Source organism: Pseudomonas sp. TE3644 (assembly GCF_056278815.1).
Window position 1 is genome coordinate 7,023,873 of the sequence record NZ_JBWBQF010000001.1, and the last position, 23,517, is coordinate 7,047,389.

Annotated in this window: 19 protein-coding genes; 8 read left to right on the forward strand and 11 right to left on the reverse strand. The window is 62.8% G+C overall.

Going from position 1 to position 23,517, the window contains the following annotated elements; genetic code table 11:
• Window positions 1–23: 23 nt before the first annotated feature.
• The 10 genes from ACZ9GA_RS31365 to ACZ9GA_RS31410 form a co-directional block, all read right to left on the reverse strand.
• The gene (locus tag ACZ9GA_RS31365; RefSeq protein ID WP_457358225.1) at window positions 24–1,586 is read right to left on the reverse strand and encodes a SpoVR family protein; all 1,563 of its coding nucleotides are present in this window, start codon (window positions 1,584–1,586) and stop codon (window positions 24–26) included.
• The gene (locus tag ACZ9GA_RS31370) at window positions 1,583–2,857 is read right to left on the reverse strand and encodes a YeaH/YhbH family protein (RefSeq protein ID WP_027980345.1); all 1,275 of its coding nucleotides are present in this window, start codon (window positions 2,855–2,857) and stop codon (window positions 1,583–1,585) included. Before ACZ9GA_RS31370 ends, ACZ9GA_RS31365 begins: the two co-directional genes overlap by 4 nt.
• A 136-nt stretch (window positions 2,858–2,993) precedes the next feature.
• Window positions 2,994–4,916, reverse strand: coding sequence for a PrkA family serine protein kinase (locus ACZ9GA_RS31375; protein ID WP_027980346.1), 1,923 nt, complete (start codon window positions 4,914–4,916; stop codon window positions 2,994–2,996).
• Between the two features lie 279 nt (window positions 4,917–5,195).
• Window positions 5,196–5,525, reverse strand: coding sequence for a thiosulfate sulfurtransferase GlpE (glpE, locus tag ACZ9GA_RS31380; RefSeq protein WP_457358222.1), 330 nt, complete (start codon window positions 5,523–5,525; stop codon window positions 5,196–5,198).
• A gap of 158 nt (window positions 5,526–5,683) precedes the next feature.
• A complete protein-coding gene (locus ACZ9GA_RS31385) occupies window positions 5,684–6,532 on the reverse strand; it encodes a symmetrical bis(5'-nucleosyl)-tetraphosphatase (protein WP_457358220.1) in 849 nt (282 codons plus the stop codon).
• The gene (apaG, locus tag ACZ9GA_RS31390; RefSeq protein ID WP_027980349.1) at window positions 6,532–6,912 is read right to left on the reverse strand and encodes a Co2+/Mg2+ efflux protein ApaG; all 381 of its coding nucleotides are present in this window, start codon (window positions 6,910–6,912) and stop codon (window positions 6,532–6,534) included. The genes ACZ9GA_RS31385 and apaG overlap by 1 nt, the downstream gene beginning before the upstream one ends.
• Window positions 6,913–7,016: 104 nt before the next feature.
• Window positions 7,017–7,823, reverse strand: coding sequence for a 16S rRNA (adenine(1518)-N(6)/adenine(1519)-N(6))-dimethyltransferase RsmA (rsmA, locus tag ACZ9GA_RS31395; RefSeq protein ID WP_457358218.1), 807 nt, complete (start codon window positions 7,821–7,823; stop codon window positions 7,017–7,019).
• Complete coding sequence (pdxA, locus tag ACZ9GA_RS31400; protein ID WP_457358217.1) at window positions 7,820–8,809, reverse strand: 4-hydroxythreonine-4-phosphate dehydrogenase PdxA; 990 nt, start codon at window positions 8,807–8,809, stop codon at window positions 7,820–7,822. The genes rsmA and pdxA overlap by 4 nt, the downstream gene beginning before the upstream one ends.
• Entirely contained in the window at window positions 8,806–10,134 is a 1,329-nt protein-coding gene (locus ACZ9GA_RS31405; RefSeq protein WP_457358215.1) for a peptidylprolyl isomerase, read from the reverse strand. The genes pdxA and ACZ9GA_RS31405 overlap by 4 nt, the downstream gene beginning before the upstream one ends.
• Window positions 10,115–12,901 carry an LPS-assembly protein LptD gene (locus ACZ9GA_RS31410; protein WP_457358213.1) on the reverse strand — a complete coding sequence of 929 codons (2,787 nt, stop codon included), beginning with the start codon at window positions 12,899–12,901 and terminating at the stop codon, window positions 10,115–10,117. Before ACZ9GA_RS31410 ends, ACZ9GA_RS31405 begins: the two co-directional genes overlap by 20 nt.
• Window positions 12,902–13,030: 129 nt before the next feature.
• On the opposite strand from ACZ9GA_RS31410, the gene ACZ9GA_RS31415 reads away from it, so the two are divergent.
• The 3 genes from ACZ9GA_RS31415 to ACZ9GA_RS31425 are packed head-to-tail and all read left to right on the forward strand — an operon-like array spanning window position 13,031 to window position 15,487.
• Complete coding sequence (locus ACZ9GA_RS31415; RefSeq protein WP_457358211.1) at window positions 13,031–14,056, forward strand: aminoglycoside phosphotransferase family protein; 1,026 nt, start codon at window positions 13,031–13,033, stop codon at window positions 14,054–14,056.
• On the forward strand, window positions 14,053–14,718 hold the full coding sequence (gene murU / locus ACZ9GA_RS31420; protein ID WP_457358209.1) for an N-acetylmuramate alpha-1-phosphate uridylyltransferase MurU: 666 nt from the start codon (window positions 14,053–14,055) through the stop codon (window positions 14,716–14,718). Before ACZ9GA_RS31415 ends, murU begins: the two co-directional genes overlap by 4 nt.
• A gap of 1 nt (window position 14,719) precedes the next feature.
• Window positions 14,720–15,487: a TerB family tellurite resistance protein gene (locus ACZ9GA_RS31425; protein ID WP_457358207.1), complete on the forward strand. Its 768-nt coding sequence runs from the start codon at window positions 14,720–14,722 to the stop codon at window positions 15,485–15,487.
• 104 nt (window positions 15,488–15,591) lie between these two features.
• Here ACZ9GA_RS31425 and ACZ9GA_RS31430 read toward each other — a convergent pair whose 3' ends face one another.
• The gene (locus ACZ9GA_RS31430; RefSeq protein ID WP_457358205.1) at window positions 15,592–16,572 is read right to left on the reverse strand and encodes an alpha/beta hydrolase family protein; all 981 of its coding nucleotides are present in this window, start codon (window positions 16,570–16,572) and stop codon (window positions 15,592–15,594) included.
• Window positions 16,573–16,666: 94 nt separating this feature from the next.
• On the opposite strand from ACZ9GA_RS31430, the gene ACZ9GA_RS31435 reads away from it, so the two are divergent.
• The 5 genes from ACZ9GA_RS31435 to ACZ9GA_RS31455 all read left to right on the forward strand — a co-directional run bounded on the left by ACZ9GA_RS31435 (window position 16,667) and on the right by ACZ9GA_RS31455 (window position 23,514).
• Entirely contained in the window at window positions 16,667–19,060 is a 2,394-nt protein-coding gene (locus tag ACZ9GA_RS31435) for a PAS domain-containing sensor histidine kinase (protein ID WP_457358203.1), read from the forward strand.
• Entirely contained in the window at window positions 19,057–19,686 is a 630-nt protein-coding gene (locus tag ACZ9GA_RS31440; protein WP_457358201.1) for a response regulator, read from the forward strand. The genes ACZ9GA_RS31435 and ACZ9GA_RS31440 overlap by 4 nt, the downstream gene beginning before the upstream one ends.
• A 316-nt stretch (window positions 19,687–20,002) precedes the next feature.
• Entirely contained in the window at window positions 20,003–21,112 is a 1,110-nt protein-coding gene (locus ACZ9GA_RS31445; protein ID WP_457358199.1) for an ABC transporter ATP-binding protein, read from the forward strand.
• 56 nt (window positions 21,113–21,168) lie between these two features.
• Window positions 21,169–22,200 (forward strand): ABC transporter substrate-binding protein, encoded by a 1,032-nt coding sequence (locus ACZ9GA_RS31450; protein WP_457358197.1) that lies wholly within the window; start codon window positions 21,169–21,171, stop codon window positions 22,198–22,200.
• A 66-nt stretch (window positions 22,201–22,266) separates the two neighbouring features.
• Entirely contained in the window at window positions 22,267–23,514 is a 1,248-nt protein-coding gene (locus ACZ9GA_RS31455; protein ID WP_457358195.1) for an ABC transporter permease, read from the forward strand.
• Window positions 23,515–23,517 lie beyond the last annotated feature (3 nt).

Here is a 23,517-nt window from a genome sequence, read left to right on the forward strand (position 1 = left end):
CCTGCGGAGGTTCGGCGCCTTGGCTAGAGGTGAACGACAGCGAGGTCAAGGCGCCCGTAGTCACCTTCGCTGTGTTCCGTCTTTGGGGGGACGTGGTGGGTTTTCATCACTTGGTCCCCCTGCAGGGTTTCCAGGTGGATATCGAAGCCCCACAGCCGATGCAGGTGCTTGAGCACTTCATCGGTGGACTCGCCCAAGGGTTTGCGGTCGTGCTGTTGGTGGCGCAGGGTCAGCGAGCGGTCGCCGCGGCGGTCGATGCTGTAGATCTGCACGTTGGGTTCGCGGTTGCCCAGGTTGTACTGGGCGGCCAGGGTTTCGCGGATGGTGCGATAGCCGCCCTCGTCGTGGATGGCGGGCACCAGCAGGTCGTCGCGCTGGTCGTCGTCCATGATGCTGAACAGCTTCAGGTCGCGGATCACCTTGGGCGACAGGTACTGCAGGATAAAGCTTTCGTCCTTGAAGCTGGTCATGGCGAACTTGATAGTAGATAACCAATCTCCGCCGGCAATGTCGGGGAACCAGTGGCGATCTTCATCGGTTGGCTCTTCGCACATGCGGCGGATGTCGCGGTACATGGCAAAGCCCAGGGCGTAGGGGTTGATGCCGTTGTAGTAGGGGCTGTCGAAGCCGGGCTGGAACACCACGCTGGTGTGCGACTGCAGGAATTCCATCATGAAGCCGTCGGTCACCAGCCCTTCGTCGTACAGGTCGTTCATCAGCGTGTAGTGCCAGAACGTCGCCCAACCTTCGTTCATCACCTGGGTCTGGCGCTGCGGGTAGAAGTACTGGGCGATCTTGCGCACGATGCGCACCACCTCGCGCTGCCAGGGTTCCAGCAGCGGGGCGTGCTTCTCGATGAAGTAGAGGATGTTCTCCTGCGGTTCGGCCGGGAAGCGTGCGTTGTCGCGTTCGCTGTTCTTGTCGGCGCTTTTCGGGATGGTGCGCCACAGGTCGTTGATCTGTTTCTGCAGGTGCTCTTCGCGGTCCTTCTGGCGCCGCCGTTCTTCCTCGGCAGAAATGGGGTAGGGCCGTTTGTAGCGGTCCACGCCGTAGTTCATCAGGGCGTGGCAGGAGTCGAGCAGGTCTTCCACCGCATCGATGCCGTGGCGCTCCTCGCACTGCATGATGTACTGCTTGGCGAACACCAGGTAATCGATGATCGAGCTGGCGTCCGTCCAGGTGCGGAACAGGTAGTTTCCCTTGAAGAAACTGTTGTGCCCGTAGCAGGCGTGGGCCACCACCAGCGCCTGCATGCAGATGGTGTTTTCTTCCATCAGATACGCGATGCAAGGGTCGGAGTTGATCACGATCTCGTACGCCAGGCCCATCTGGCCACGTGTATACGACTTTTCCGTACTGAGGAAGTGCTTGCCGTACGACCAGTGATGGTAGCCCAGGGGCATGCCTACCGAGGCGTAGGCGTCCATCATCTGTTCAGCGGTAATCACCTCGATTTGGTTGGGGTAGGTATCCAGCGCATAACGCTCGGCAATACGGCTGATTTCCCGGTCGTAGGCCTGGATCAGTTCGAAGGTCCACTCGGAGCCCGTGGACAGGGGTTGGCGTTTCTGCTCTCTAGCGGTCATGTCACTAACCTGCGCTGGAAGAGTTCACGGAAGACCGGATAGATATCCCCGGCCGACACCAGCTGCTGCTGGGCGAAGGTATCGGCGAAAGCCTCGCCAATGCGTTCGTACTCAAACCACAATGCCTGATGTTCGCGTGGGGTGATCTCAACATAAGTGTAGTACTGGACGAACGGCATGATCTGCTTGGTCAGGATCTCGCGGCAGATGGGCGAATCGTCGTTCCAGTTGTCACCGTCCGAAGCCTGGGCGGCGTAGATGTTCCACTCGTTGGTGGGGTAGCGCTCGGCCATGATCTCCTGCATCAGCTTCAGGGCGCTGGAGACGATGGTGCCGCCGGTTTCGCGGGAATAGAAAAACTCTTCCTCGTCCACTTCGCGGGCGCTGGTGTGGTGGCGGATAAACACCACTTCAATCTTGTCGTAGTTACGCTTCAGGAACAGGTACAGCAGGATGAAGAAGCGCTTGGCGATGTCCTTGGTGGCCTGGGTCATGGAGCCCGAGACGTCCATCAGGCAGAACATGACCGCCTTGGAGCTGGGGTTAGGGTGTTTGACCAGCAGGTTGTATTTGAGGTCGAAGGTGTCGAGGAACGGCACCCGGTGGATGCGTGCGCTGAGGCGTTCGATTTCGGCCTCCATTTCCTGGATATCGCCGAAGTTGTCCGGTTCTTCCCGTCGCAGGCGCTCAAGTTCAGCCTTGGCCTCACGCAGTTTGGCGCGGCTGCTGCCTGACAGGGCAATGCGCCGGGCGTGGGCCGAGCGCAGGGTGCGGATGATGTTGATGCGCGACGGGTTGCCTTCGTTGCTGATGCCCGCGCGTACCGTTTTGTAGGTGTCGGTGCCGCTGAGGTTGCGTTTCACCAGGTTGGGCAGTTCGAGGTCTTCGAACATGAATTCCAGGAATTCTTCCTGGGTGATCTGGAAGACGAACTCGTCCATGCCTTCGCCGGAGTTGCCGGCCTTGCCTGGGCCCTTGCCACCGCCGCCGCCACCCTGGGGCCGGGCAATGTGTTCGCCTGCCGTGAATTCCTTGTTGCCGGGGTGCACGACGGTCTGTTTGCCGCCGCGGCCATGGTGAAGCACCGGCTCGTCGATGTCGCGGCCGGGGATACTGATCTGTTCGCCGTGTTCCATGTCGGTGATGGAGCGACGGCTGACGGCCTCCTCCACCGCTTTCTTGATGTGGTCACGGTAGCGCCGCAAAAATCGCTGGCGGTTCACCGTGCTCTTGTTCTTGCCATTCAGGCGTCGGTCGATCACGTAGCTCATAGGCCCTCCGGGCAGCTGCAAGCTTTAAGCTGCAAGCCGCAAGTCAAAAGCCGTCCAGTGCAAGCCTGGCCGTCGACGCAAGGCATACGCCCAGCGCCGACAGCGTGCGGCTTGCAGCTTCAAGCTTACCGCTGCATCACTGCGACTTTCTGACCCGCAGGTACCACTCGGAGAGCAGCCGTACCTGTTTGTCGGTGTACCCGCGTTCGACCATTCGTGTAACGAAGTCGTTGTGTTTTTGCTGGTCTTCTTTGCTGGCCTTGGCATTGAAGCTGATGACCGGGAGCAGGTCCTCGGTGTTGGAGAACATTTTCTTCTCGATGACCACGCGCAGCTTCTCGTAGCTGAGCCAGGTCGGGTTCTTGCCGTTGTTGTTGGCCCGGGCGCGCAGCACGAAGTTGACGATTTCGTTGCGGAAATCTTTCGGGTTGCTGATGCCGGCCGGCTTCTCGATTTTCTCCAGTTCTTCGTTGAGGGCCACGCGGTTGAGGATTTCGCCGGTCTCCGGGTCGCGGTATTCCTGGTCCTGAATCCAGAAGTCTGCGTACAGCACGTAGCGGTCGAAGATGTTCTGGCCGTACTCGCTGTAGGACTCCAGGTACGCGGTCTGGATTTCCTTGCCGATGAACTCGATGTAACGCGGTGCCAGGTATTCCTTCAGGTAGCGCAGGTAACGCTCGCGTACCTCTGCGGGGAATTGCTCCTGCTCGATCTGCTGTTCCAGCACGTACAGCAGGTGCACCGGGTTGGCGGCAATTTCGTGCGGGTCGAAGTTGAATACCTTGGACAGGATCTTGAATGCGAAGCGAGTCGACAGGCCATTCATGCCTTCGTCCACGCCGGCGCTGTCGCGGTATTCCTGGATCGACTTGGCCTTGGGGTCGGTATCTTTCAGGTTCTCGCCGTCGTACACCCGCATCTTGGAGTAGATGTTGGAGTTTTCCGGCTCCTTGAGCCGCGACAGCACGGTGAACTGGGCCAGCATCTTGAGGGTGTCCGGCGCGCAGTGGGCCTTGGACAGCGAGCTGTTGAACAGCAGCTTGTCGTAGATCTTGATCTCATCGCTGACGCGCAGGCAGTACGGCACCTTGACGATGTAGATCCGGTCGATGAAGGCCTCGTTGTTCTTGTTGTTGCGGAAGCTGTGCCATTCCGATTCGTTGGAGTGGGCCAGCAGAATACCGGAGTAGGGGATGGCACCCAGCCCTTCGGTACTGTTGTAGTTGCCTTCCTGGGTGGCGGTCAGCAGTGGGTGGAGCACCTTGATGGGCGCCTTGAACATCTCCACGAATTCCATCAGGCCCTGGTTGGCCCGGCACAGTGCGCCCGAGTAGCTGTAGGCGTCGGCGTCGTTCTGTGGGTATTCCTCCAGCTTGCGGATGTCGACTTTACCCACAAGGGCGGAGATGTCCTGGTTGTTCTCGTCGCCCGGCTCGGTCTTGGCCACGGCGATCTGGTTGAGGATGGAAGGGTAGAGTTTGACCACGCGGAACTGGCTGATGTCGCCCCCGAACTCGGCCAGACGCTTGGTCGCCCACGGCGACATGATGGTGTTGAGGTAACGGCGCGGGATGCCGAAATCCTCTTCCAGGATGGCGCCATCCTCGGTGGCGTTGAACAGCCCCAGGGGCGTCTCGAAGACGGGTGAGCCCTTGATCGCGTAGAACGGGACCTTCTCGATCAGTTGCTTGAGTTTTTCTGCCAGGGACGATTTACCACCGCCCACCGGGCCCAGCAGGTAAAGAATCTGTTTCTTCTCTTCCAGACCCTGCGCGGCATGGCGGAAGTACGAAACGATCTGGTCGATGCACTCCTCCATGCCGTGGAAGTCTTCGAAGGCCGGATAGCGGCGGATAACCTTGTTGGAGAAGATCCGCGACAGCCTGGAATTGGTCGACGTGTCGAGCAACTCCGGTTCCCCGATTGCCATCAGAATGCGTTCGGCAGCAGACGCGTAGGCACTGCGATCCGTTTTGCAGAGCTCCAGATACTCCTGCAACGAGAGCTCTTCCTGACGAGTGGACTCGAAACGTTGTTGGAAGTGGCTAAAAATACTCATGACGTCACCTCGCTCGATACGTGGAGCCGACGTCGGATCAATCAGTTGATGCTGGCAGCCGCCGAAACAATCGGCCGCTGTATACCCCCCAGAACACCTCAAAGTCGCTACCGATGACCCGCGCGTCGGTGTACCGGCTCTCCCCTGTTTTGGATGGCCTGCCCTAAGGATAGTTGGGAATCTCAGACTTCAAGGTGCAATGAGCGATATGTTATGGGCTGACCGTTCGTCAGCCCGCGCCAAGCCTTGCGGGGCGGGGGCTTGGCGCCAGAAAAAAAATTATTCGGCGATGCCTTGGGCGGTTTGCTCGGGGTAGGTGACTTTCCACAGCTCGAAACCGCCATCCAGGCTGTAAACCTCGGAGAAACCCTGGCTGACCAGGTAAGCTGCGGCGCCCTGGCTGGAGTTGCCGTGGTAGCAGACCACCACCAGTGGTTTGTCGAGGTCGGCGCCACGGATGAAGTCCTGCACCGAGTGGTTGTCCAGGTGATGGGCGTTGGGAATGTGGCTGGCGGCGAAGGTCTGGGCGTCGCGCACGTCGACGATGGCGGCGCCGTTGGCGAGCAGCTCATGGGCCGTTTGCGGGGGGATGCGTTTGAATTCGGTCATGACAGGCTCCTGGGTACGATCGGCTTGTAGCCGCTGCCGCCAGGCTGCGCTGGCCCTCAGGTTCACTCCGAATCTCAAGTGAGGCTCAGGGCCAGCGTAGCCTGGCGGCAGCGGCTACGGGCGCGGGGGTCGCGCGGTTATTCGTCGATTCTACCGCGTCAGGGTTGCCCTATCGAGCCGCGGATGTTTCCGCGTTCGTCGCAGTCGCAACCAATGCGTTCGCCGGTGTCGACGTTCATCAGGGTCATGGCCCCGCCCCACACGCAACCGGTGTCCAGGGCGAACACGCCCGGCACGTCGCACTTGCCCTCCAGCGCCGCCCAGTGGCCGAAGATGATCTTCAGGCCCCGGGTTCTGCGCTCGCGGAAGCTGAACCAGGGTTTGTAGCCAGGCGGCGCGCTGTCGGCGCCTTCCTTGCCCTTGAGCTCCAGCTTGCCCTGGGCCGTGCAGAAGCGCATGCGGGTGAAGTAGTTGGTGATCACCCGCAGGCGGTCGACGCCGGTGAGGTTGTTGTTCCATTTGGCCGGCTCGTTGCCGTACATGCCGTCCAGGAACGGCTTGAACAGATTGTCGTCGCGCAGGGCCTGCTCGACTTCGGCCGCGCAGCGCAGCGCCTTCTTCAGTGACCACTGGGGCGGGATGCCGGCGTGCACCAGGGCCATGTCGCGCTGCTCGTCGTAGTGCATCAGCTTTTGCCGACGCAGCCAGTCCAGCAAGTCGGGACCGTCCGGGGCCTCGATGATTTCGCGCAGGGTATCGCTTTTCTTCAGCCGCTCGATGTTGCTGCCCGCGGCAATCAGGTGCAGGTCGTGGTTGCCCAGCACGCACACCAGCGAATCGCGCATCTGGTACAGGAAGCGCAGGGTGGCCAGCGACTCGGGGCCGCGGTTGACCAGGTCACCCACCAGCCACAGGCGGTCATGTTCGGGGTTGAAACGCACGCGCTCAAGCAGACACTTGAGCGGTTGCAGACAGCCTTGCAGGTCGCCGACCGCGTACACCGCCATCAGTGCAGGGAGCCTGGCACGGCGAGGCGGAAGGGGGCGATCACGGCGTCGAAGTGTTTGCCGTCCTCGGCCACCATCTGGTAACTGCCCTGCATGGTGCCGACCTGCGAGGTCATCACCGTGCCGCTGCTGTAGGTGTGGCTCTGGCCCGCTTCGATCAGCGGTTGCTGGCCAACCACGCCGGCGCCGCGCACTTCCTCGACCTTGCCGTCACCGTCGGTGATGACCCAGTGGCGCGAGATCAGTTTGGCCGGCAATTGGCCGTTGTTGCGCACGGTAACGGTATAGGCGAACGCGAACCGCTGGTGTTCGGGCTGGGATTGATCGGCGAGGAAGCGGGTGACGACGCTGACGTCGATCTGGTAGCGGGGGTCGGACATGCATGAGCCTTAAATGCAAAAACGAAGGGGCATTGGGTGTGCCGGTTTCTTCAGTCTAGGCCATCGAGCGCCATGACAGTAGTCAGGGCGCTCGATGAGGGGGATCAGCTGGCGCCGTTCTGCTCGAACAGCTTGTCGGCCAGGCGCACGAAGGCGGCCAGGTCGAGCTGCTCGGGGCGCTTGCTGCCGTCGACGCCGGCGGCTTCGATGGCCTCGCTGGTCAGCAGGGCCTTGAGGGTGTTGCGCAGGGTCTTGCGACGCTGGTTGAAGGCTTCGCGGACGATGCGCTCCAGCAGGCGGTGATCCTTGGCCGGGTGCGGCAGGGTGGTGTGGGGCACCAGGCGCACAATGGCCGAGTCGACCTTGGGCGGCGGGTTGAACGCGCCAGGGCCCACGTTGAACAGGTGTTCCACGCGGCAGTGGTACTGCACCATGATCGACAGGCGGCCCCAGTCGCCGCCGCCCGGGCCTGCGGCCATGCGCTCTACCACTTCCTTCTGCAACATGAAGTGCATGTCGCGGATCAGTTCGGCGTTGGACAGCAGGTGGAAGATCAGCGGCGTGGAGATGTTATACGGCAGGTTACCGACCACACGCAGGCTGCCAGGGGCGGCACCCAGGGTGGTGAAGTCGAACTTCAGGGCGTCGCCCTGGTGCAGGCTGAAGTTGCCGCGGTCAGCGAACTGGCGGTTGAGGATAGGCACCAGGTCCTTGTCCAGTTCCACCACGTCCAGCTGTGCGCCGCTGCCCAGTAGGCCTTCAGTCAGGGCACCCTGGCCCGGGCCGATTTCCAGCATGCGCTCGCCTTCGCGGGCATGGATGGAACGCAGGATGCGGTCAATGACGCCGGCATCGTGCAGGAAGTTCTGGCCGAAGCGCTTGCGCGCCCGGTGTTGGTATTGCTCGGTCATATACGGGTCTCGGCCATCTGGTAGGCGGTGTCCAGCGCGACCTTGAGGCTGCCGGTGTCGATGCGCCCGCTGCCTGCCAGGTCCAGGGCGGTGCCATGGTCCACGGAGGTGCGGATGATCGGCAGGCCCAGGGTGATGTTCACCGCTGCGCCAAAGCCCTTGTACTTGAGCACGGGCAGGCCCTGGTCATGGTACATCGCCAGCACTGCGTCGCAGTGCTCCAGATATTTGGGGGTAAACAGAGTATCGGCTGGCAGCGGTCCGCGAAGGTCCATGCCCTCGCTGCGCAGGCGTTCCAGTGTCGGTTCGATGATCTCGATCTCTTCACGGCCCAGGTGGCCGCCTTCGCCGGCGTGCGGGTTGAGGCCGCAGACCAGGATGCGCGGTTGGGCGATGCCGAACTTGTCCTTGAGATCCGAATGCAGGATGCGGGTGACCCGCTCCAGGCGTTCATCAGTGATAGCGTCGGCCACGGCGCGCAGCGGCAGGTGAGTGGTCACCAGTGCCACGCGCAGGCCGTGGGTGGCCAGCATCATCACCACCTGTTCGGTGTGAGTCAGCTCGGCGAGGAATTCGGTGTGGCCGGAAAACGCGATACCCGCCTCGTTGATCACGCCCTTGTGCACCGGGGCAGTGATCATCCCGGCGAAGTGCCCGTCCAGGCAGCCTTGGCCCGCGCGGGTCAGGGTTTCAAGGACGAAAGCCGCGTTGGCGCGGTCCAGCGTGCCAGTGACCACCGGGGCCGCCAATGGCGTGTCCCAGACGTACAGGCTGCCGGCGTCGGCGGGTTGATCGGGCAGGTTGTCGACGTCCACCGCCAGCAGGTTGACGGCCACGCCCAGCTGCGTGGCCCGCTCGGCGAGCAGGTCACGGCTGGTAATGGCAATCAGGGGGTGTGGCTGGCGTTGCGCGGCGAGCAACAGGCACAGGTCTGGACCTATGCCCGCCGGCTCGCCGGGCGTCAGCGCGAAGCGCGTGGGCTTCACTGGTCGGCCTGGGCAGCCTGTTCGGCGCCAGGCAGCTTGATCTCAACGTAGGCTTCGTCGCGGATCTGGCGCAGCCAGCTCTGCAGCTCTTCGTCGTACTTGCGGTTGCGCAGGATCATCATGGCTTGCTGTTCACGTGCCTGTTCGGTGCTGTCGGTGGCACGACGGCCCAGCACTTCCAGGATGTGCCAGCCAAACTGGGTCTTGAACGGCTTGGACACAACGCCCTGGGCGCTGCTGGCCATGACCTGGCGGAACTCGGGTACCAGCGACTGCGGGTCAACCCAGTTCAGGTCGCCACCGTTGAGGGCCGAACCCGGGTCTTCGGAGTAGCTCTTCGCCAGGTCGGCGAAGTCTTCGCCACCCTGAATGCGCTGATACAGGCGGTCCGCCAGCACCTTGGTTTCGGCATCGCTGCGTACTTCGTTGGGCTTGAGCAGGATGTGGCGCACGTGCACTTCGTCACGGGTCACGGTGCCGCCGCCGCGCTTCTCCAGCAGCTTCAGGATGATGAAACCACCTGGAGTGCGGGTTGGCTCGGTAACGTCGCCTTGGCTCAGTGCACTGACCTGGGCGTCGAACGGCGGTGGCAGCTGGGCTGCTTTACGCCAGCCCATGTCGCCGCCTTCCAGGGCGTTGTCGCTGCCCGAGTTGGCCACGGCCAGTTGACCGAAGTCGGCACCCTGCTTGAGGCGGGTGTAGATTTCGCCCGCCTTGCGTGCCGCCGCCTGGATCGCTTCGGAGCTTGCGCTTTCCGGGGTAGCGACCAGGATGTTGGCCAGGTGGAACTCTTCCGACAGCTGAGCCTTGCCCAGGTCCGAGGCCAGGAAGTTCTTCACTTCCTGCTCCGATACCTGAATGCGCTCGGCCACGCGGCGCTGGCGCACGCGGCTGATGATCATCTCGCGCTTCACCTGGTCACGGGCGTCCTGGTACGACAGGCCGTCGTGGGCCAGGGCCGCCTGGAACTGCGCAACGCTCATGTTGTTGCGCTGGGCGATGGTGCCAATGGCCTGGTTCAGCTCTTCGTCGGTGATGCGCACACCGGAGCGATCGCCGATCTGCAGTTGCAGGTTCTCGACGATCAGGCGCTCCAGTACCTGCTTCTCCAGCACGTCGGTAGGCGGCATGTTGGTGCCGCCACGCTTGGCGATGGTCTGTTGAACCTCGTGGACACGCTGGTCCAGTTGGCTCTTCATGATCACATCGTTGTCGACGATGGCAACAACGCTATCCAGAGGTCGAACGTCGGCATGTGCCGCGCCACTCAACAACAGTGCACCCAGAAACAGAGGGCGCAAACAATCAGTTAGCTTGCTCTTCACGTTCTTTATAACCTTGAATGCCCTTGTCGAGGAAAGACTCGACTTTATTGCCCACTACGCCACCGAGCCCTTTGAGCACGATTTGCAGGAAGACACCGTGGTCGCCTTTTTCATTCTGCGGCAGCGACTGGCTGAACTCGTCGTAATCAACCCAGTAGCGGCTGATGAAGCGCAGTTTCCAGCAGCAGTTGTCGTACTCGAAACCGGCGAAGGATTCCAGGGTACGGTTGCGGTTGTAGTCATACTGCCAGCGAGCGATAGCGTTCCACTGCGGGACGACCGGCCACATGATCGAGAAGTCGTGCTGCTGGATCTTGTAGTAGTCCTTGATGTAGTTATCACTACCAGGCGTGCCGTAGTCACCACCAAAGCCCCACTGACCGGTCGACGAATCGTAGTGGACGATGTCGTTGCGGTAGCGGTAGCCGGCGTTGATGACCTTGTTCGGATCGTCTTCAGGCTGGTAGTGGAACATCGCGCTGCCCGAACGGGTGCTGTGGCTGTCCGGGTCCCAGTTGAAGTCCGAATTGAAGCGCCAGTCGCGGTTGAAGTGGTACTCGTACTCCAGGGCATACGGCGAACGGCTGGCAGTGGCCTCTGCGCGATCGGCGTAGTTGATGCCTGGCAGCTGGACCTTGCGGTCCTGCATGTAGAAGGCTTCACCGAAGCTGAAGCGCTGACGCTCGAAACCGTTGTCTTCGATCCAGCGAGTGGTGGCGCCCAGGGAGATCTGGTTGGCATCACCAATGCGGTCGTAACCGGAGAAGCGGTTGTCACGCCACAGTTGGGAATAGCTGAACTGGTTTTCGGCCGAGTCGAAGATCGGGATATCGGTCTGGTTCTGGTACGGCACATACAGGTAGTACGCGCGTGGTTCCAGGGTTTGACGATAGTTGGTGCCGAACAACGAGGTGTTGCGGTCGAAGTACAGGCCGCTGTCGACGCTGTAGATCGGGATCGAACGGTCGAGGTTGCTGTGGAACACTTCCGGCGAGTTGCCGCTGGTGACGAGCGTGCTCTTGCCGAAGCTGTCCAGGTCAAGCTGGTAGTCGGTGTAGATGAACCGAACCGACGGTTTGACGTAGCCCCACGACGCGGTGAGCGGCAGGCTGATCTGCGGCGCAAGCGTCAGGCGATCACCATTGGCGCGGGCCAGGCCGCGGACGTTGGTGTCGATGCGAGGCGAGGTCACGCCATCTTCATCAGTGTAGGTACCGTTCTGCAGGCTGCGTTCAAAACGCACGGCCTCGGTCTGATACGTGAAGTCCAAACCACCAGGATGGTACGGCAGCGCACCATTGAAGGTGATCTGCGGCAGACGGTCATACGGCGTGATGTCCGAAACCGTCGTCAGCTGGTAACCCTGCACGTTCAGGCCGGCAGTCCAGGTGTCGCCACGATAATAGGCTGCAGCCTGCTGATTCAGATAGTCGTGGTTCTGCACGCCAATCTGGTTGGTTTCCAGATCCTGGAAGTAGTACGGGTCGCTGATCTTGGTGTAGTCGACCTTGTAGGTCAGACGCTGATCCAGCTGGCCCTTGTGCTGCCAGTTGAGCAGGTAGCGGTCCTTCGAGTAGTCGGACTGCTGGCTGCGCTCATCATCGTCATCGCTCAGGTACGCCCCACCAAACTGACCTTCGCTGTTCTTGGTCAGGTAGCGGAACTCGCCCTCGGTCAACATGCCGCGCTTGCTCATGTAGTGCGGGTACAACGTGGCGTCGTAGTTGGGCGCCAGGTTGAAGTAGTACGGCGTGACCAGCGAGAAGCCGGTCTTGCTGCCGCTGCCGATGCTCGGCGGCAGGAAGCCGGACTGACGACGGTCGTCGATCGGGAAATAGATGTACGGCGTGTACAGGACAGGGATGTCGTGCACGCGCAGGGTGGCGTTGGTCGCCGTGCCGAAGCCGGTCGCCGGGTTCAGGGTAATGTTGTTACCCTTGATTTCCCAGGCGTTGCTCGCCGGCTCACAGGTGGTATAGGTACCATCCTTGAGGCGGATGATGGCGTTCTCGCCGCGCTTGGCGTACAGGGCGCTGCCGCGGATACGCTGCTTGTGCATCACGTATTCGGCGTTGTCGACCTGTGCTGCACCGGTGTCCAGCTGGATCTCGGCGTGGTCGCCGACCATCAGGGTACCCTGGTCGCGCAGCTTGACGTTGCCGGTGATTTCGCCACGGTTCTCTGCCTGGTGCAGGCTGGCTTCGTCGCCTTCGGCCTGCAGGCTGCCCTGGCGCATCACCACGTCACCGGCCAGGGTAGCGGTCTGCTGCTCCTGGTCGTAGCGCGATACCTTGGCACCGATGAAGGTCGGCGAGTCTTTCTTCGCCGTCTTGTCGTCCATGCCGGGCCGGATGGGCTCGACATAGGCGCCTTCGCAGTACGGACCGGTCTCGGCCAGCTGGGCAGCAGTGAGCTTCTCGCGTGGGACCCAATCGAGATGGCTGTAGTCGGCGCTGCGGGATTTCAGGCCACGGCCCTTGCTCTGGGTAACGAGCATGGGGCCCTTGGCCTTCTCTTCCTCAGCGGCAGGCGTGGTCTGATCGGCACTTTCAGGGGCCGAAGAGGCGCTGCCGTCATGGACGGGGCGAGGCGGCAAGACACCGACCGGGGCTTTGGGTTTGCACTCCCAGGCTCCCGTCGCAGAGACAGTACAGTCATACTGCTCGGCGGCTACCGCGAACGGCACGGCCAGGGGTTGCATCGCCAGCAAACCGCCGGTGACCAGCAACGGAAATTTTTTACGAAACGCGGGGGATTTCAATGCCATCTTATTAGTCCGGGCTTCCTGCGTGCCATCTGCCCGCGGTGGGGCCGCACGCCTCTCGATGGTCTGAAAAAGATGCTGGATAATAAAGCATGACCCGCTTGACGGCTAGCGCCGTCGGAGACCTCTGTAATGCCCGATCAAGATGTACGCCTGCAACAGCTGCAGATATGGCTCGATGAGCAACTGACGAAACTCTTTATGGCCGCGGGCTGGGGGGCTGTACCCCCGTCTTCGTTGACCGCCGCCAGCAGTGATGCAAGCTTCCGCCGATATTTTCGCTGGCAGGGTGAAGGACGCACTTTTATCGTCATGGACGCCCCGCCACCCCAGGAAAACTGCAAACCGTTTGTGGATATCGCCGCTTTGCTGGCGACCTCGGGCATCAACGTGCCGAAAATCTACGCCCAGGATCTGGAGCGCGGCTTCCTGTTGCTTAATGACCTGGGCAGCAAGACCTACCTGGACGTGATTGACGGCGATAACGCCGATGGCCTGTTCAAGGATGCCATCGACGCGCTGCTGGCTTATCAGCAACTGCCCATGGATGCGGCTTTGCCCAGCTATGACGTGGCGCTGCTGCGCCGCGAGCTGGAACTGTTCCCCGAGTGGTACGTGGGCCGGGAACTGGGCGCCAGCTTCGATGCGACGCAGCAGGATTTGTGGCAGCAGGCCAGCAACCTGCTGATCGACAGCGCCCTGGCCCAGCCCAAGGTGCTGGTGCACCGGGACTTCATGCCGCGCAACCTGATGCAAAGCGAACCCAACCCAGGGGTGCTGGACTTCCAGGACGCGGTGTACGGCCCGGTGACCTACGACATCACCTGCCTGTTCAAGGACGCCTTCCTCAGCTGGCCGCTGCCGCGCGTCGACGCCTGGCTGCAGGGTTACTGGCAGCAGGCGGTTGCCCAGGGCATCCCGGTGCAGGCCGACTTCCAGGACTTCCTGCGTGCCAGCGACCTGATGGGGGTGCAGCGCCACCTCAAGGTCATCGGCATCTTTGCCCGCATCTGCCACCGGGACGGCAAGCCGCGCTACCTCACCGACGTGCCACGCTTCTTTGCTTATATAGAAGCGGTACTGGCGCGGCGGCCGGAACTGGCGCCGCTGGGTGACCTGTTGACCAGCCTGCGCAAGGCCACGGAGCAGCCTGCATGAAAGCAATGATTCTGGCCGCAGGCAAAGGCGAGCGACTGCGCCCCCTGACCCTGCACACGCCCAAGCCGCTGGTGCGCGCCGGCGGCGTGCCGCTGATCGAGTACCACCTGCGGGCCCTGGCTGCGGCAGGCTTCACCGAGATCGTCATCAACCATGCCTGGCTGGGCCAGCAGATCGAGGATCACCTGGGCGATGGCGCGCAGTTCGGCGTCAGCATTCAGTACTCGGCAGAAGGTGAGCCGCTGGAAACCGGCGGCGGCATCTTCCAGGCCCTGCCGCTGCTGGGCGTGGAGCCCTTCGTGGTGGTCAACGGCGATATCTGGACCGAGTACGACTTCGCCCGTCTGCGCCAGCCGCTGGAGGGCCTCGCCCACCTGGTGCTGGTCGACAACCCGGCCCATCACCCGGTCGGTGACTTTGCGCTGCACGGCAGCCAGGTCAGCGAAGCCGGCGAGGCGCGCCTTACCTATAGCGGTATCTCGGTGCTCCACCCGGCGCTGTTTGCCGGCAGCACCGCCGGCGCCTTCAAGCTGGCCCCCTTGCTGCGCGATGCGATGGTGGCTGGCAAGGTCAGCGGCGAGCACTTCGGCGGGCGTTGGGTCGATGTGGGCACCCACGAACGCTTGGCCGAAGTAGAAGCCCAAGTGCAAGAGCAGCGTTGATATGTTGTGGCCTGGAACCGTGATCGGCGCTGGCGCAGGATTTGCCATCGCCAATATCCCCGGGGCAATGCTGGGGGCCTTGCTGGGGCAGGCCGCCGATCGGCGCCTGCAACTGCACAGCTGGGCGGAGCTGTTCGATCGCTTGCGCGGCAAACCGCAATTGCGCGACGACCAGGTGCTGTTCGTGCTGCTGGGGCGCCTGGCCAAGTGCGACGGGCGGGTGGTGGAGAGCCATATTCAGCAGGCGCGCGAGGAAATGCGCTCGTTGCGGCTCAATGAGGCCCAGTGCCGGTCGGCGATTGTCGCCTTCAACCGCGGCAAGGACGGCCGCGACCGCCTGCAACATCATCTGCAACGCCTGGGGCAACAGCCCAATTCCGCCGAAGGGGTGCTGCGCGCCTGTTGGCGGATGGCGTGGGCCGATGGCAGTGTCAGTCGCGAAGAACGGCAGCTGGTGGTGCAGTGGGGCAAGTGGCTGGGCTGGACATCGGTGCGGGTACAGGGGTTATCCAGCGACTACGAGCCGTCGCGCAAACCGTTGGCCAACAGCGGTGGGGCGTACCAGGAGGCCATGCGCCTGCTGGGGGTGACGGCCACCACCGAGGCGGCGCAGGTGAAGCGGGCCTATCGGCGGTTGTTGAGCCGGCACCACCCGGACAAACTGGCCGGTACCGGGGCAACGCCGTTGCAGGTGCGCGAAGCCACTGAACGTACCCGCGAGCTGCACAGCGCCTACGCGCTGATCCGCGAGCGCCGTGGTTTGCGCTGAATGCCCGTAGCCGCTGCCGCCAGGCTGCGATGGCCTGTGTGAACCCTGAAGATCTCCAGTGGCGGACAGGGCCAGCGCAGCCTTCGGCAGCGGCTACAGGAGATTCAATCCACCGGCTTGGGGCTTAGCCACCCGCGCACCCGGCGGAACAACTGTTCCTGCTCCGACGCTTTGTCCCCCGGCATCGCATTCAGAGACACCTGCGTATAACCGGTGTCCTTGAGCCGCTTGCTGGCCTGCAGTCGCGCCCGTGCTGCATCCTGGGCGGCAACTGTGTCGTTGTAGAAAATGTCGGCGGTCGGCACCTTCAGCGCAGGGGCCAGTTCCTGCAGGCTCTGGCTGGCATTGGTCGGTGTCATCGGCGCCACCATCACCAGGCGCTGAGCATGGGGTTGTGGGCGTTCTTTCAGATAACGCGCGGCCCAATAGGCACCCGTGCCATGGCCAAGCAGCACCACTGTGCGGGATTTCTGTTGCTGGGCGAAAGTCACGGCAGCGTCGATACGGGCAAAGATGCGCTCGGCGTCAGCCTTGGCCAGTTCGTCCGCGCTTTGCGGCGGGGCCTTGTCCGGTTCGGTCGCGGTAGCCTGCTCCACCGATGGGTTGGCTGGCGGCGTGGCCTTGCTGTCGGCTTCCTTGGGCGCTGGCGGCTTTTCTTCCACCCGTGCCTGCGGCGCATCGGCGCTCAGGTCTGGCAGGCTGATGCTCAGGCTGTGCCAGTTGGCGTCGGGCAGGCGGCTGCGGATCGGCGCAATGGCATTGGGCCAGTCGGCAGTCTCGCCAGTGCCGGGGATGATCACCACGGCGCCCGCGGCATTGCTGCTGTTGGCCGGCTTCCACAGGGCCAGGAAGCTGTCGCTGCCGGCCTGCAACTGTTGCTGTTCGTCCTGGGGCAACTGCCGTTCCAGGGCCAGGGCATCTTCCTGGCTGCGTTCCAGCAGCGGCTGGCGTTCCACTTTGGGCTGTTCGGCCGCCTTCTCGGTGGCAGGTTGTTTGGCTGCGTCATCGGCCATCGCCGGCAGCGCCATGGGCAACATCAGCGATAGGCAAAACGCCGGCAGCGTTGTGCGGTAGATTGAAGACATCGGATATTCCACGCCAGGGTAGTGCTGGCAGCCTAATGGTATTTGTCCCGAACCGCCAAACGTATAGCGTCGTTCATGGGTGATGAGAGTTGCGATGATTCGACTGTGCTGCCTGCTTATCGGCTGTTTGCTGTTTCCCTTGATCGCCTGGGCGGTGCCCGTGACGCTGACGCCCGAGCAGCAGGCCTGGCTCGACCAGCATCGCGAGCTGCGTGTGGGCGTGGTGCTGCAGGCGCCGTTCGCCCAGTACGACCGGCGCTTGCAGCAGCTGTCCGGGGTCAACGTCGAGGTGGTGAACTGGCTGGCCAAAAGCCTGCAACTGGAACTGCACTGGCGTAACTTCCCTGACCAGGCGGCCTTGGAGCAAGCGCTGCGCGATGACGAGATCGACCTGGCACCCGGCCTGGTGCAAACCCCGGCAGGGTTGCGCTTATGGTTGTTCTCCGACCCCTATATGCGTATCCCGCAGTTGGTGGTGGGCGAGCGCAACGGCGCCGTGGCGGTAGACCTGGAAAAAATCGACAGCAAGGACCGTGTCGCCGTGCGCATGCCCAGCGCCGTGGCCGATTACCTGCGCAGCACCTACGCCAACCTCAACCTGCAAGGTGTGCCCCTGGAGCGCCAGGCCCTGCAGTTGCTGTTGAGCCAGCAGGCGCGCTACGCGGTCATCGATGAAGCGCAGTTGGGACGGCTGTCCGGGGAAAGTGACTTCGCCGATCTGGTAGTGGTGGGCGACATCGGCCTGCCGCAACTGCTGCGCATTGCCTCGCGACGTGATTGGCCGGTGCTGGCGCAGATCGTTGAAGCGGGCTTGCAGGCCGTGCCGCCCAAGGACCTGGAGCAGTTGCACGGCCGCTGGCTGCAGCCGCGCTATCCCCGCCTCACCGAGTCGCCCGGCTTTTGGCAGAACCTGAGCCTGCTGTTCGCCGTGCTGGGCCTGTCGGCCACGGCCATCGTGTTTTGGCAGCGCCGCCAGCAACACTGGCTGGAAGGCCGGCTGATGGACGCGCGCGAGGACATCAGCCGTCGTCAGGCCGGCGAGGAGGCCTTGCGCCTGACCCAGTTCTCCATCGACCAAAGCACCGTGGGCATCCTGTGGGTGAACTGGGACAGTCACGTGCGCTATGCCAACCGTGCCGCTGAAGCCATGCTGGGCTACGGGCCGGGCGGGGTGCTGAACCGGCCATTGATCGATTTCGAGCCGGGCCTGCACATGGACCGCTGGCTGAACCTGTGGCGCCGCGCCAGGGCCAGTGATGGCGAGCCGCTGAGTTTCGAAAGCCAGTGCCTGCGCGCCGATGGCAGTTGGCTGCCGGCCGACGTGTCGCTGAGTTTCCTGCGCTTTCACGATGCCGAATACCTGGTGGTGTACCTCACCGATGTCACCGAGCGGCGCCGGGCCACGGCCGCCCTGCAGGAAAGCGAGGCACGGCTGCAAGGTATCGCCGCCAACGTGCCCGGCCTGGTGTTTCGGCTGGAGCGCCTGCAGGCCGGCGGTATGCTGGAGTTCGCCTACATCAGCGAAGGCAGCGAAAGCCTGGTGGGTTATTCGCCTGCTGCCTTGCGTCACCCGGACATGGGCCTGCGCAATCTGGTGCACCCCCAAGACCGGGCCAGCTACCACCGCACTCAGGACCAGGCGCTGGACACTGACAGCGACTGGTCATGGCAGGGCCGCATCCTGACCCGCGAAGGCCAGGAGCGCTGGGCCGAGATCAAGGCCATGTCCCGCGGGCTGGGCCAGGGCCGGGTGTGGGATGGCATCGTCTGGGACATCAGTGAGAGCAAGCACGCCGAGCTGGCCCTGGCCCGCTCCCAGGACCTGCTGCGTGAACTGTCCGCACACCTGGAAAGCGTGCGAGAGGAAGAAAAGGCGCGCATCGCCCGCGAGGTGCACGACGAGCTGGGGCAGATGCTCACTGTACTGAAACTGGAAACGTCCATGTGCGAACTGGCCTACGCCAGCCTCGACCCCGGCCTGCAGGACCGCCTCAACAGCATGAAGCGGTTGATTGCCCAGCTATTCCAGCTGGTGCGCGACGTGGCCACGGCGTTGCGCCCGCCGATCCTGGATGCGGGCATCGGTTCGGCCATCGAGTGGCAGGCTCGCCGCTTCGAGGCGCGCACGCAGATCCCGTGCCTGGTGCAGGTGCCCGAGAACGTTCCGGACCTCACCGACGCCAAGGCTACTGGCCTGTTTCGCATCCTGCAGGAGGCATTGACCAACGTCATGCGCCACGCCCAGGCGCATACTGTCGACATCGCCCTGGAAGTCGAAGAGGATTGGCTGGTGATGAGCATCGCCGACGATGGCCGCGGTTTCGTGGTGGGCGCAGGTCCCTCCACATCATTTGGGCTGGTGGGCATGCGCGAGCGCGTGCTGATGCTGGGCGGGGTATTGCAGTTGCACAGCGAGCCGGGGCAGGGCACCACCCTGCGGGTTCGCATTCCAGTTCATGAGCGTTCAACGGCAGGGGTAGGGCAGTGATCCGGGTATTAGTGGCCGAAGACCACACCATTGTGCGTGAAGGCATCAAGCAGCTGATCGGCCTGGCCAGGGACCTGGTGGTGGTCGGCGAGGCCAGTAATGGCGAGCAGTTGCTGGAGACTTTGCGGCATACGCCGTGCGAGGTGGTGCTGCTGGATATCTCCATGCCCGGGGTGAATGGCCTGGAAGCCATCCCGCGCATTCGGGCGCTGACCAGCCCGCCGGCCATCCTGGTGCTGTCCATGCACGACGAGGCGCAGATGGCCGCGCGGGCATTGAAGGTGGGTGCCGCAGGTTACGCGACCAAGGACAGTGATCCGGCGCTGCTGCTGACCGCCATTCGTCGGGTGGCCAATGGCGGACGCTACATCGACCCGGACCTGGCCGACCGCATGGTGTTTGAAGTGGGGCTGACCGATTCCAGGCCTTTGCATTCACAGCTGTCGGAGCGTGAGTTTTCGGTGTTCGAGCGCCTGGCCCAGGGCGCCAACGTCAACGACATCGCCCAGCAATTGGCGCTGAGCAGCAAGACCATCAGCACCCACAAGGCGCGCTTGATGCAAAAGCTCAACGTCACCTCCCTGGCCGAACTGGTGAAATACGCCATGGAGCATAAGCTGGTCTGACCTGATCTGCTCCCCCTCCCTGTGGGACCGGGCGAAGCTCGGGAAGAGGCCGACGCGGTATACCTGGAATTCCGCGTAGGCCATTTCCCGAGCTTCGCCCGGTCCCACAGGGTTGAGTTATCCATTTGCGACAACAGGCGCCCCCCGTTTCCAGCCCCCGCCCAAAAAACATACCCATCCCCGCCACCCGTGTAGGGCAATCCCTACCCCAAGCCTTCCATCCGGCTGATGCCATTCTCTCCCAGCCCCCGATTTGCGTGGCCTGCAGCCTTCACTAGGCTTAATGCACTGCAGTCATAAACATAGGGCGTGGGGTATGAGCGAGGTGAATTCGAGCGATGTGCTGGTCAGCTTTCGTGGCGTGCAAAAGAGCTACGACGGTGAAGTGCTGATCGTCAAAGACCTCAACCTGGATATTCGCAAGGGCGAGTTCCTGACCTTGCTCGGGCCCTCCGGGTCGGGCAAGACCACCAGCCTGATGATGCTGGCCGGCTTCGAAGCACCCACCGCCGGCGAGATCCTGCTGGCCGGGCGCTCGATCAACAACGTGCCGCCGCACAAGCGCGACATCGGCATGGTGTTCCAGAACTACGCGCTGTTCCCGCACATGACCGTGGCCGAGAACCTGGCGTTCCCGCTGACGGTGCGCGGCCTGAGCAAGACCGACGTCGGCGAGCGCGTGAAGCGCGTGCTGGACATGGTGCAACTGGGCAAGTTCGCCCAACGCTACCCCGCGCAACTGTCCGGCGGCCAGCAACAGCGCGTGGCCCTGGCCCGGGCGCTGGTGTTCGAGCCGCAGCTGGTGCTGATGGACGAACCGCTGGGCGCGCTGGACAAGCAACTGCGTGAACACATGCAAATGGAAATCAAGCACCTGCACCAGCGCCTGGGCGTGACCGTGGTGTACGTCACCCACGACCAGGGCGAGGCGCTGACCATGTCCGACCGCGTGGCGGTGTTCCACCAGGGCGAGATCCAGCAGATCGCCCCGCCGCGCACCCTGTACGAAGAGCCGAAAAACACCTTCGTGGCCAACTTCATCGGCGAGAACAACCGCCTCAGCGGCCGGCTGATTACTCAGGACGGCGAGCGCTGCATCGTCGGCCTTGAGCGTGGCGAGAAGATCGAGGCGCTGGCCGTCAATGTGGGCGAGCCGGGTGACCCGGTCACCCTGTCGATCCGCCCGGAGCGGGTGTTCCTCAATGGCCACAGCGAGCAGTGCAGCAACCGATTCTCTGGCCGGGTTGCCGAGTTCATCTACCTGGGCGACCACGTGCGCGTGCGTCTGGAGGTGTGCGGCAAGTCGGATTTCTTCGTGAAGCAGCCAATTGCCGATCTCGATCCGGCACTGGCCGTGGGCGATGTGGTACCGCTCGGCTGGCAGGTCGAGCACGCGCGTGCGCTGGACCCGTTGTTAGTCGACTAGAGGCGAACCCGATCGCCCAAAGCAACACCAACCCTGCACTGTGGAGAGAAGAACAAATGCTCAAGCACTTGAAGTTCACCGCCCTGGCCCTGGGCCTGATGGGCGCAACCCAGGCCATGGCGGCGGACCTGACCTTGGTTTCCTTTGGTGGCGCCAACAAGGCGGCCCAGGAGAAGGCGTTTTACCAGCCGTGGGAAAAGTCCGGGCAAGGCAAGATCGTCGCCGGCGAATACAACGGCGAGATGGCCAAGGTCAAAGCCATGGTCGACACCAAGAGCGTGTCCTGGGACCTGGTAGAGGTGGAATCGCCGGAACTGGCCCGTGGCTGTGACGAGGGCATGTTCGAGCAATTGGACCCGGCGCTTTTCGGCAAAGAGTCCGACTACGTCAAGGGCGCCATCCAGCCATGCGGCGTGGGCTTCTTCGTGTGGTCCACGGTGCTGGCCTACAACGCTGACAAACTCAAGACCGCGCCTACCAGCTGGGCCGATTTCTGGGACGTGAAGAAATTCCCGGGCAAGCGCGGCCTGCGCAAAGGCGCCAAGTACACCCTGGAGTTCGCTTTGATGGCCGACGGCGTTGCGCCCAAGGACGTCTACAAAGTGCTGGGCACCAAGGAAGGCCAGGACCGCGCCTTCAATAAGCTCGACGAGCTCAAGCCAAGCATCCAGTGGTGGGAAGCCGGTGCCCAGCCGCCACAGTACCTGGCCTCGGGTGACGTGGTCATGAGCTCGGCCTACAACGGCCGCATCGCCGCCGTGCAGAAAGAGAGCAACCTGAAAGTGGTGTGGAACGGCGGGGTCTACGACTTCGACGCCTGGGCCATTCCGAAGGGCGCGAAGAACGCCGAAGAAGCGAAGAAGTTCATCGCTTACTCCGTCAAGCCTGAGCAGCAGAAGACCTTCTCGGAAAACATCGCCTACGGCCCGGCCAACAGCCAGGCGGTGCCGCTGCTGGACAAGGCCATCCTCAAGGACATGCCGACCACCCCGGAAAACATCGCCAACCAGGTGCAGATCGACGTCGGCTTCTGGGCTGACAACGGCGAGCAACTGGAACAACGCTTCAACGCCTGGGCTGCCAAGTAAGCCCAAGCAGGCGGCGCGCTACCTGCGGGTAGCGCGCCTTCCGTTCAAAGATTCGCGGAGTTGACCATGGCCCTTGCAGTGCCCCTCAAAGAGGTCGCCAGCCCTAACCTGAAACAGCGCCTGGCCCGGGCCGAACGGCTTAACCGCCTGAAGGCGCAGGCATTGATCGCGCCGCTGGTGCTGTTCTTGCTGCTGGTGTTCCTGGTGCCCATCGCTGCGCTGTTGTACAAAAGCGTCGGCAACCCGGAAGTGGTCGAAGGCCTGCCGCGTACTGTCGCTGCAGTGAAAGCCTGGGACGGCAAGAGCCTGCCCGATGAAGGCGTTTACAAGGCGTTGAGCGAAGACCTGGTGGAAGCGCGCAAGCAGCAAACCCTGGGTGATCTGTCCAAGCGCTTGAACATGGAACTGGCCGGCTACCGCAGCCTGCTGTCGAAAACCGCCCGGGCGCTGCCGTTCACGCCTGAGCCGGCTTCTTATAAAGAAGCCATGCAAACCCTCGACGAACGCTGGGGCGACCCTGCCTACTGGCAGGCGATACGCCGCAACACCAGCAGTGTCACCCCCTTTTACCTGCTCGCCGCCGTTGATCACCGTATCGACGACCTGGGCGAAGTGGCCCCGGCCACCCCGGACCAGGCCATTTACCTGGATATCTTTGCCCGCACCTTCTGGATGGGCCTGGTAATCACCGTCATCTGCCTGCTGCTGGCCTATCCACTGGCTTACCTGCTGGCCAACCTGCCCGCGCGGCAGAGCAACCTGCTGATGATCATGGTGCTACTGCCGTTCTGGACCTCGATCCTGGTGCGGGTGGCGGCGTGGATCGTGCTGCTGCAATCGGGCGGGCTGATCAACAGCGCGCTGATGGCCATGGGCATCATCGATAAACCTTTGGAGCTGGTGTTCAACCGCACCGGTGTGTACATCTCCATGGTGCATATCCTGCTGCCGTTCATGATTCTGCCCATCTACAGCGTGATGAAGGGTATTTCGCCCACTTACATGCGTGCGGCCATTTCCCTGGGCTGCCACCCGTTCGCCAGCTTCTGGCGCGTGTACTTCCCGCAAACCTATGCGGGGGTGGGCGCGGGTTGCCTGCTGGTGTTCATCCTGGCCATCGGCTACTACATCACCCCGGCGCTGCTCGGCAGCCCCAACGATCAGATGGTCAGCTACTTCGTGGCTTTCTATACCAACACCAGCATCAACTGGGGCATGGCCACTGCGCTGGGCGGCCTGCTGTTGCTGGCCACCGTGCTGCTGTACCTGGTGTACAGCAAACTGGTCGGCGCCAGCCGCCTGCGCCTGAGCTGAGGA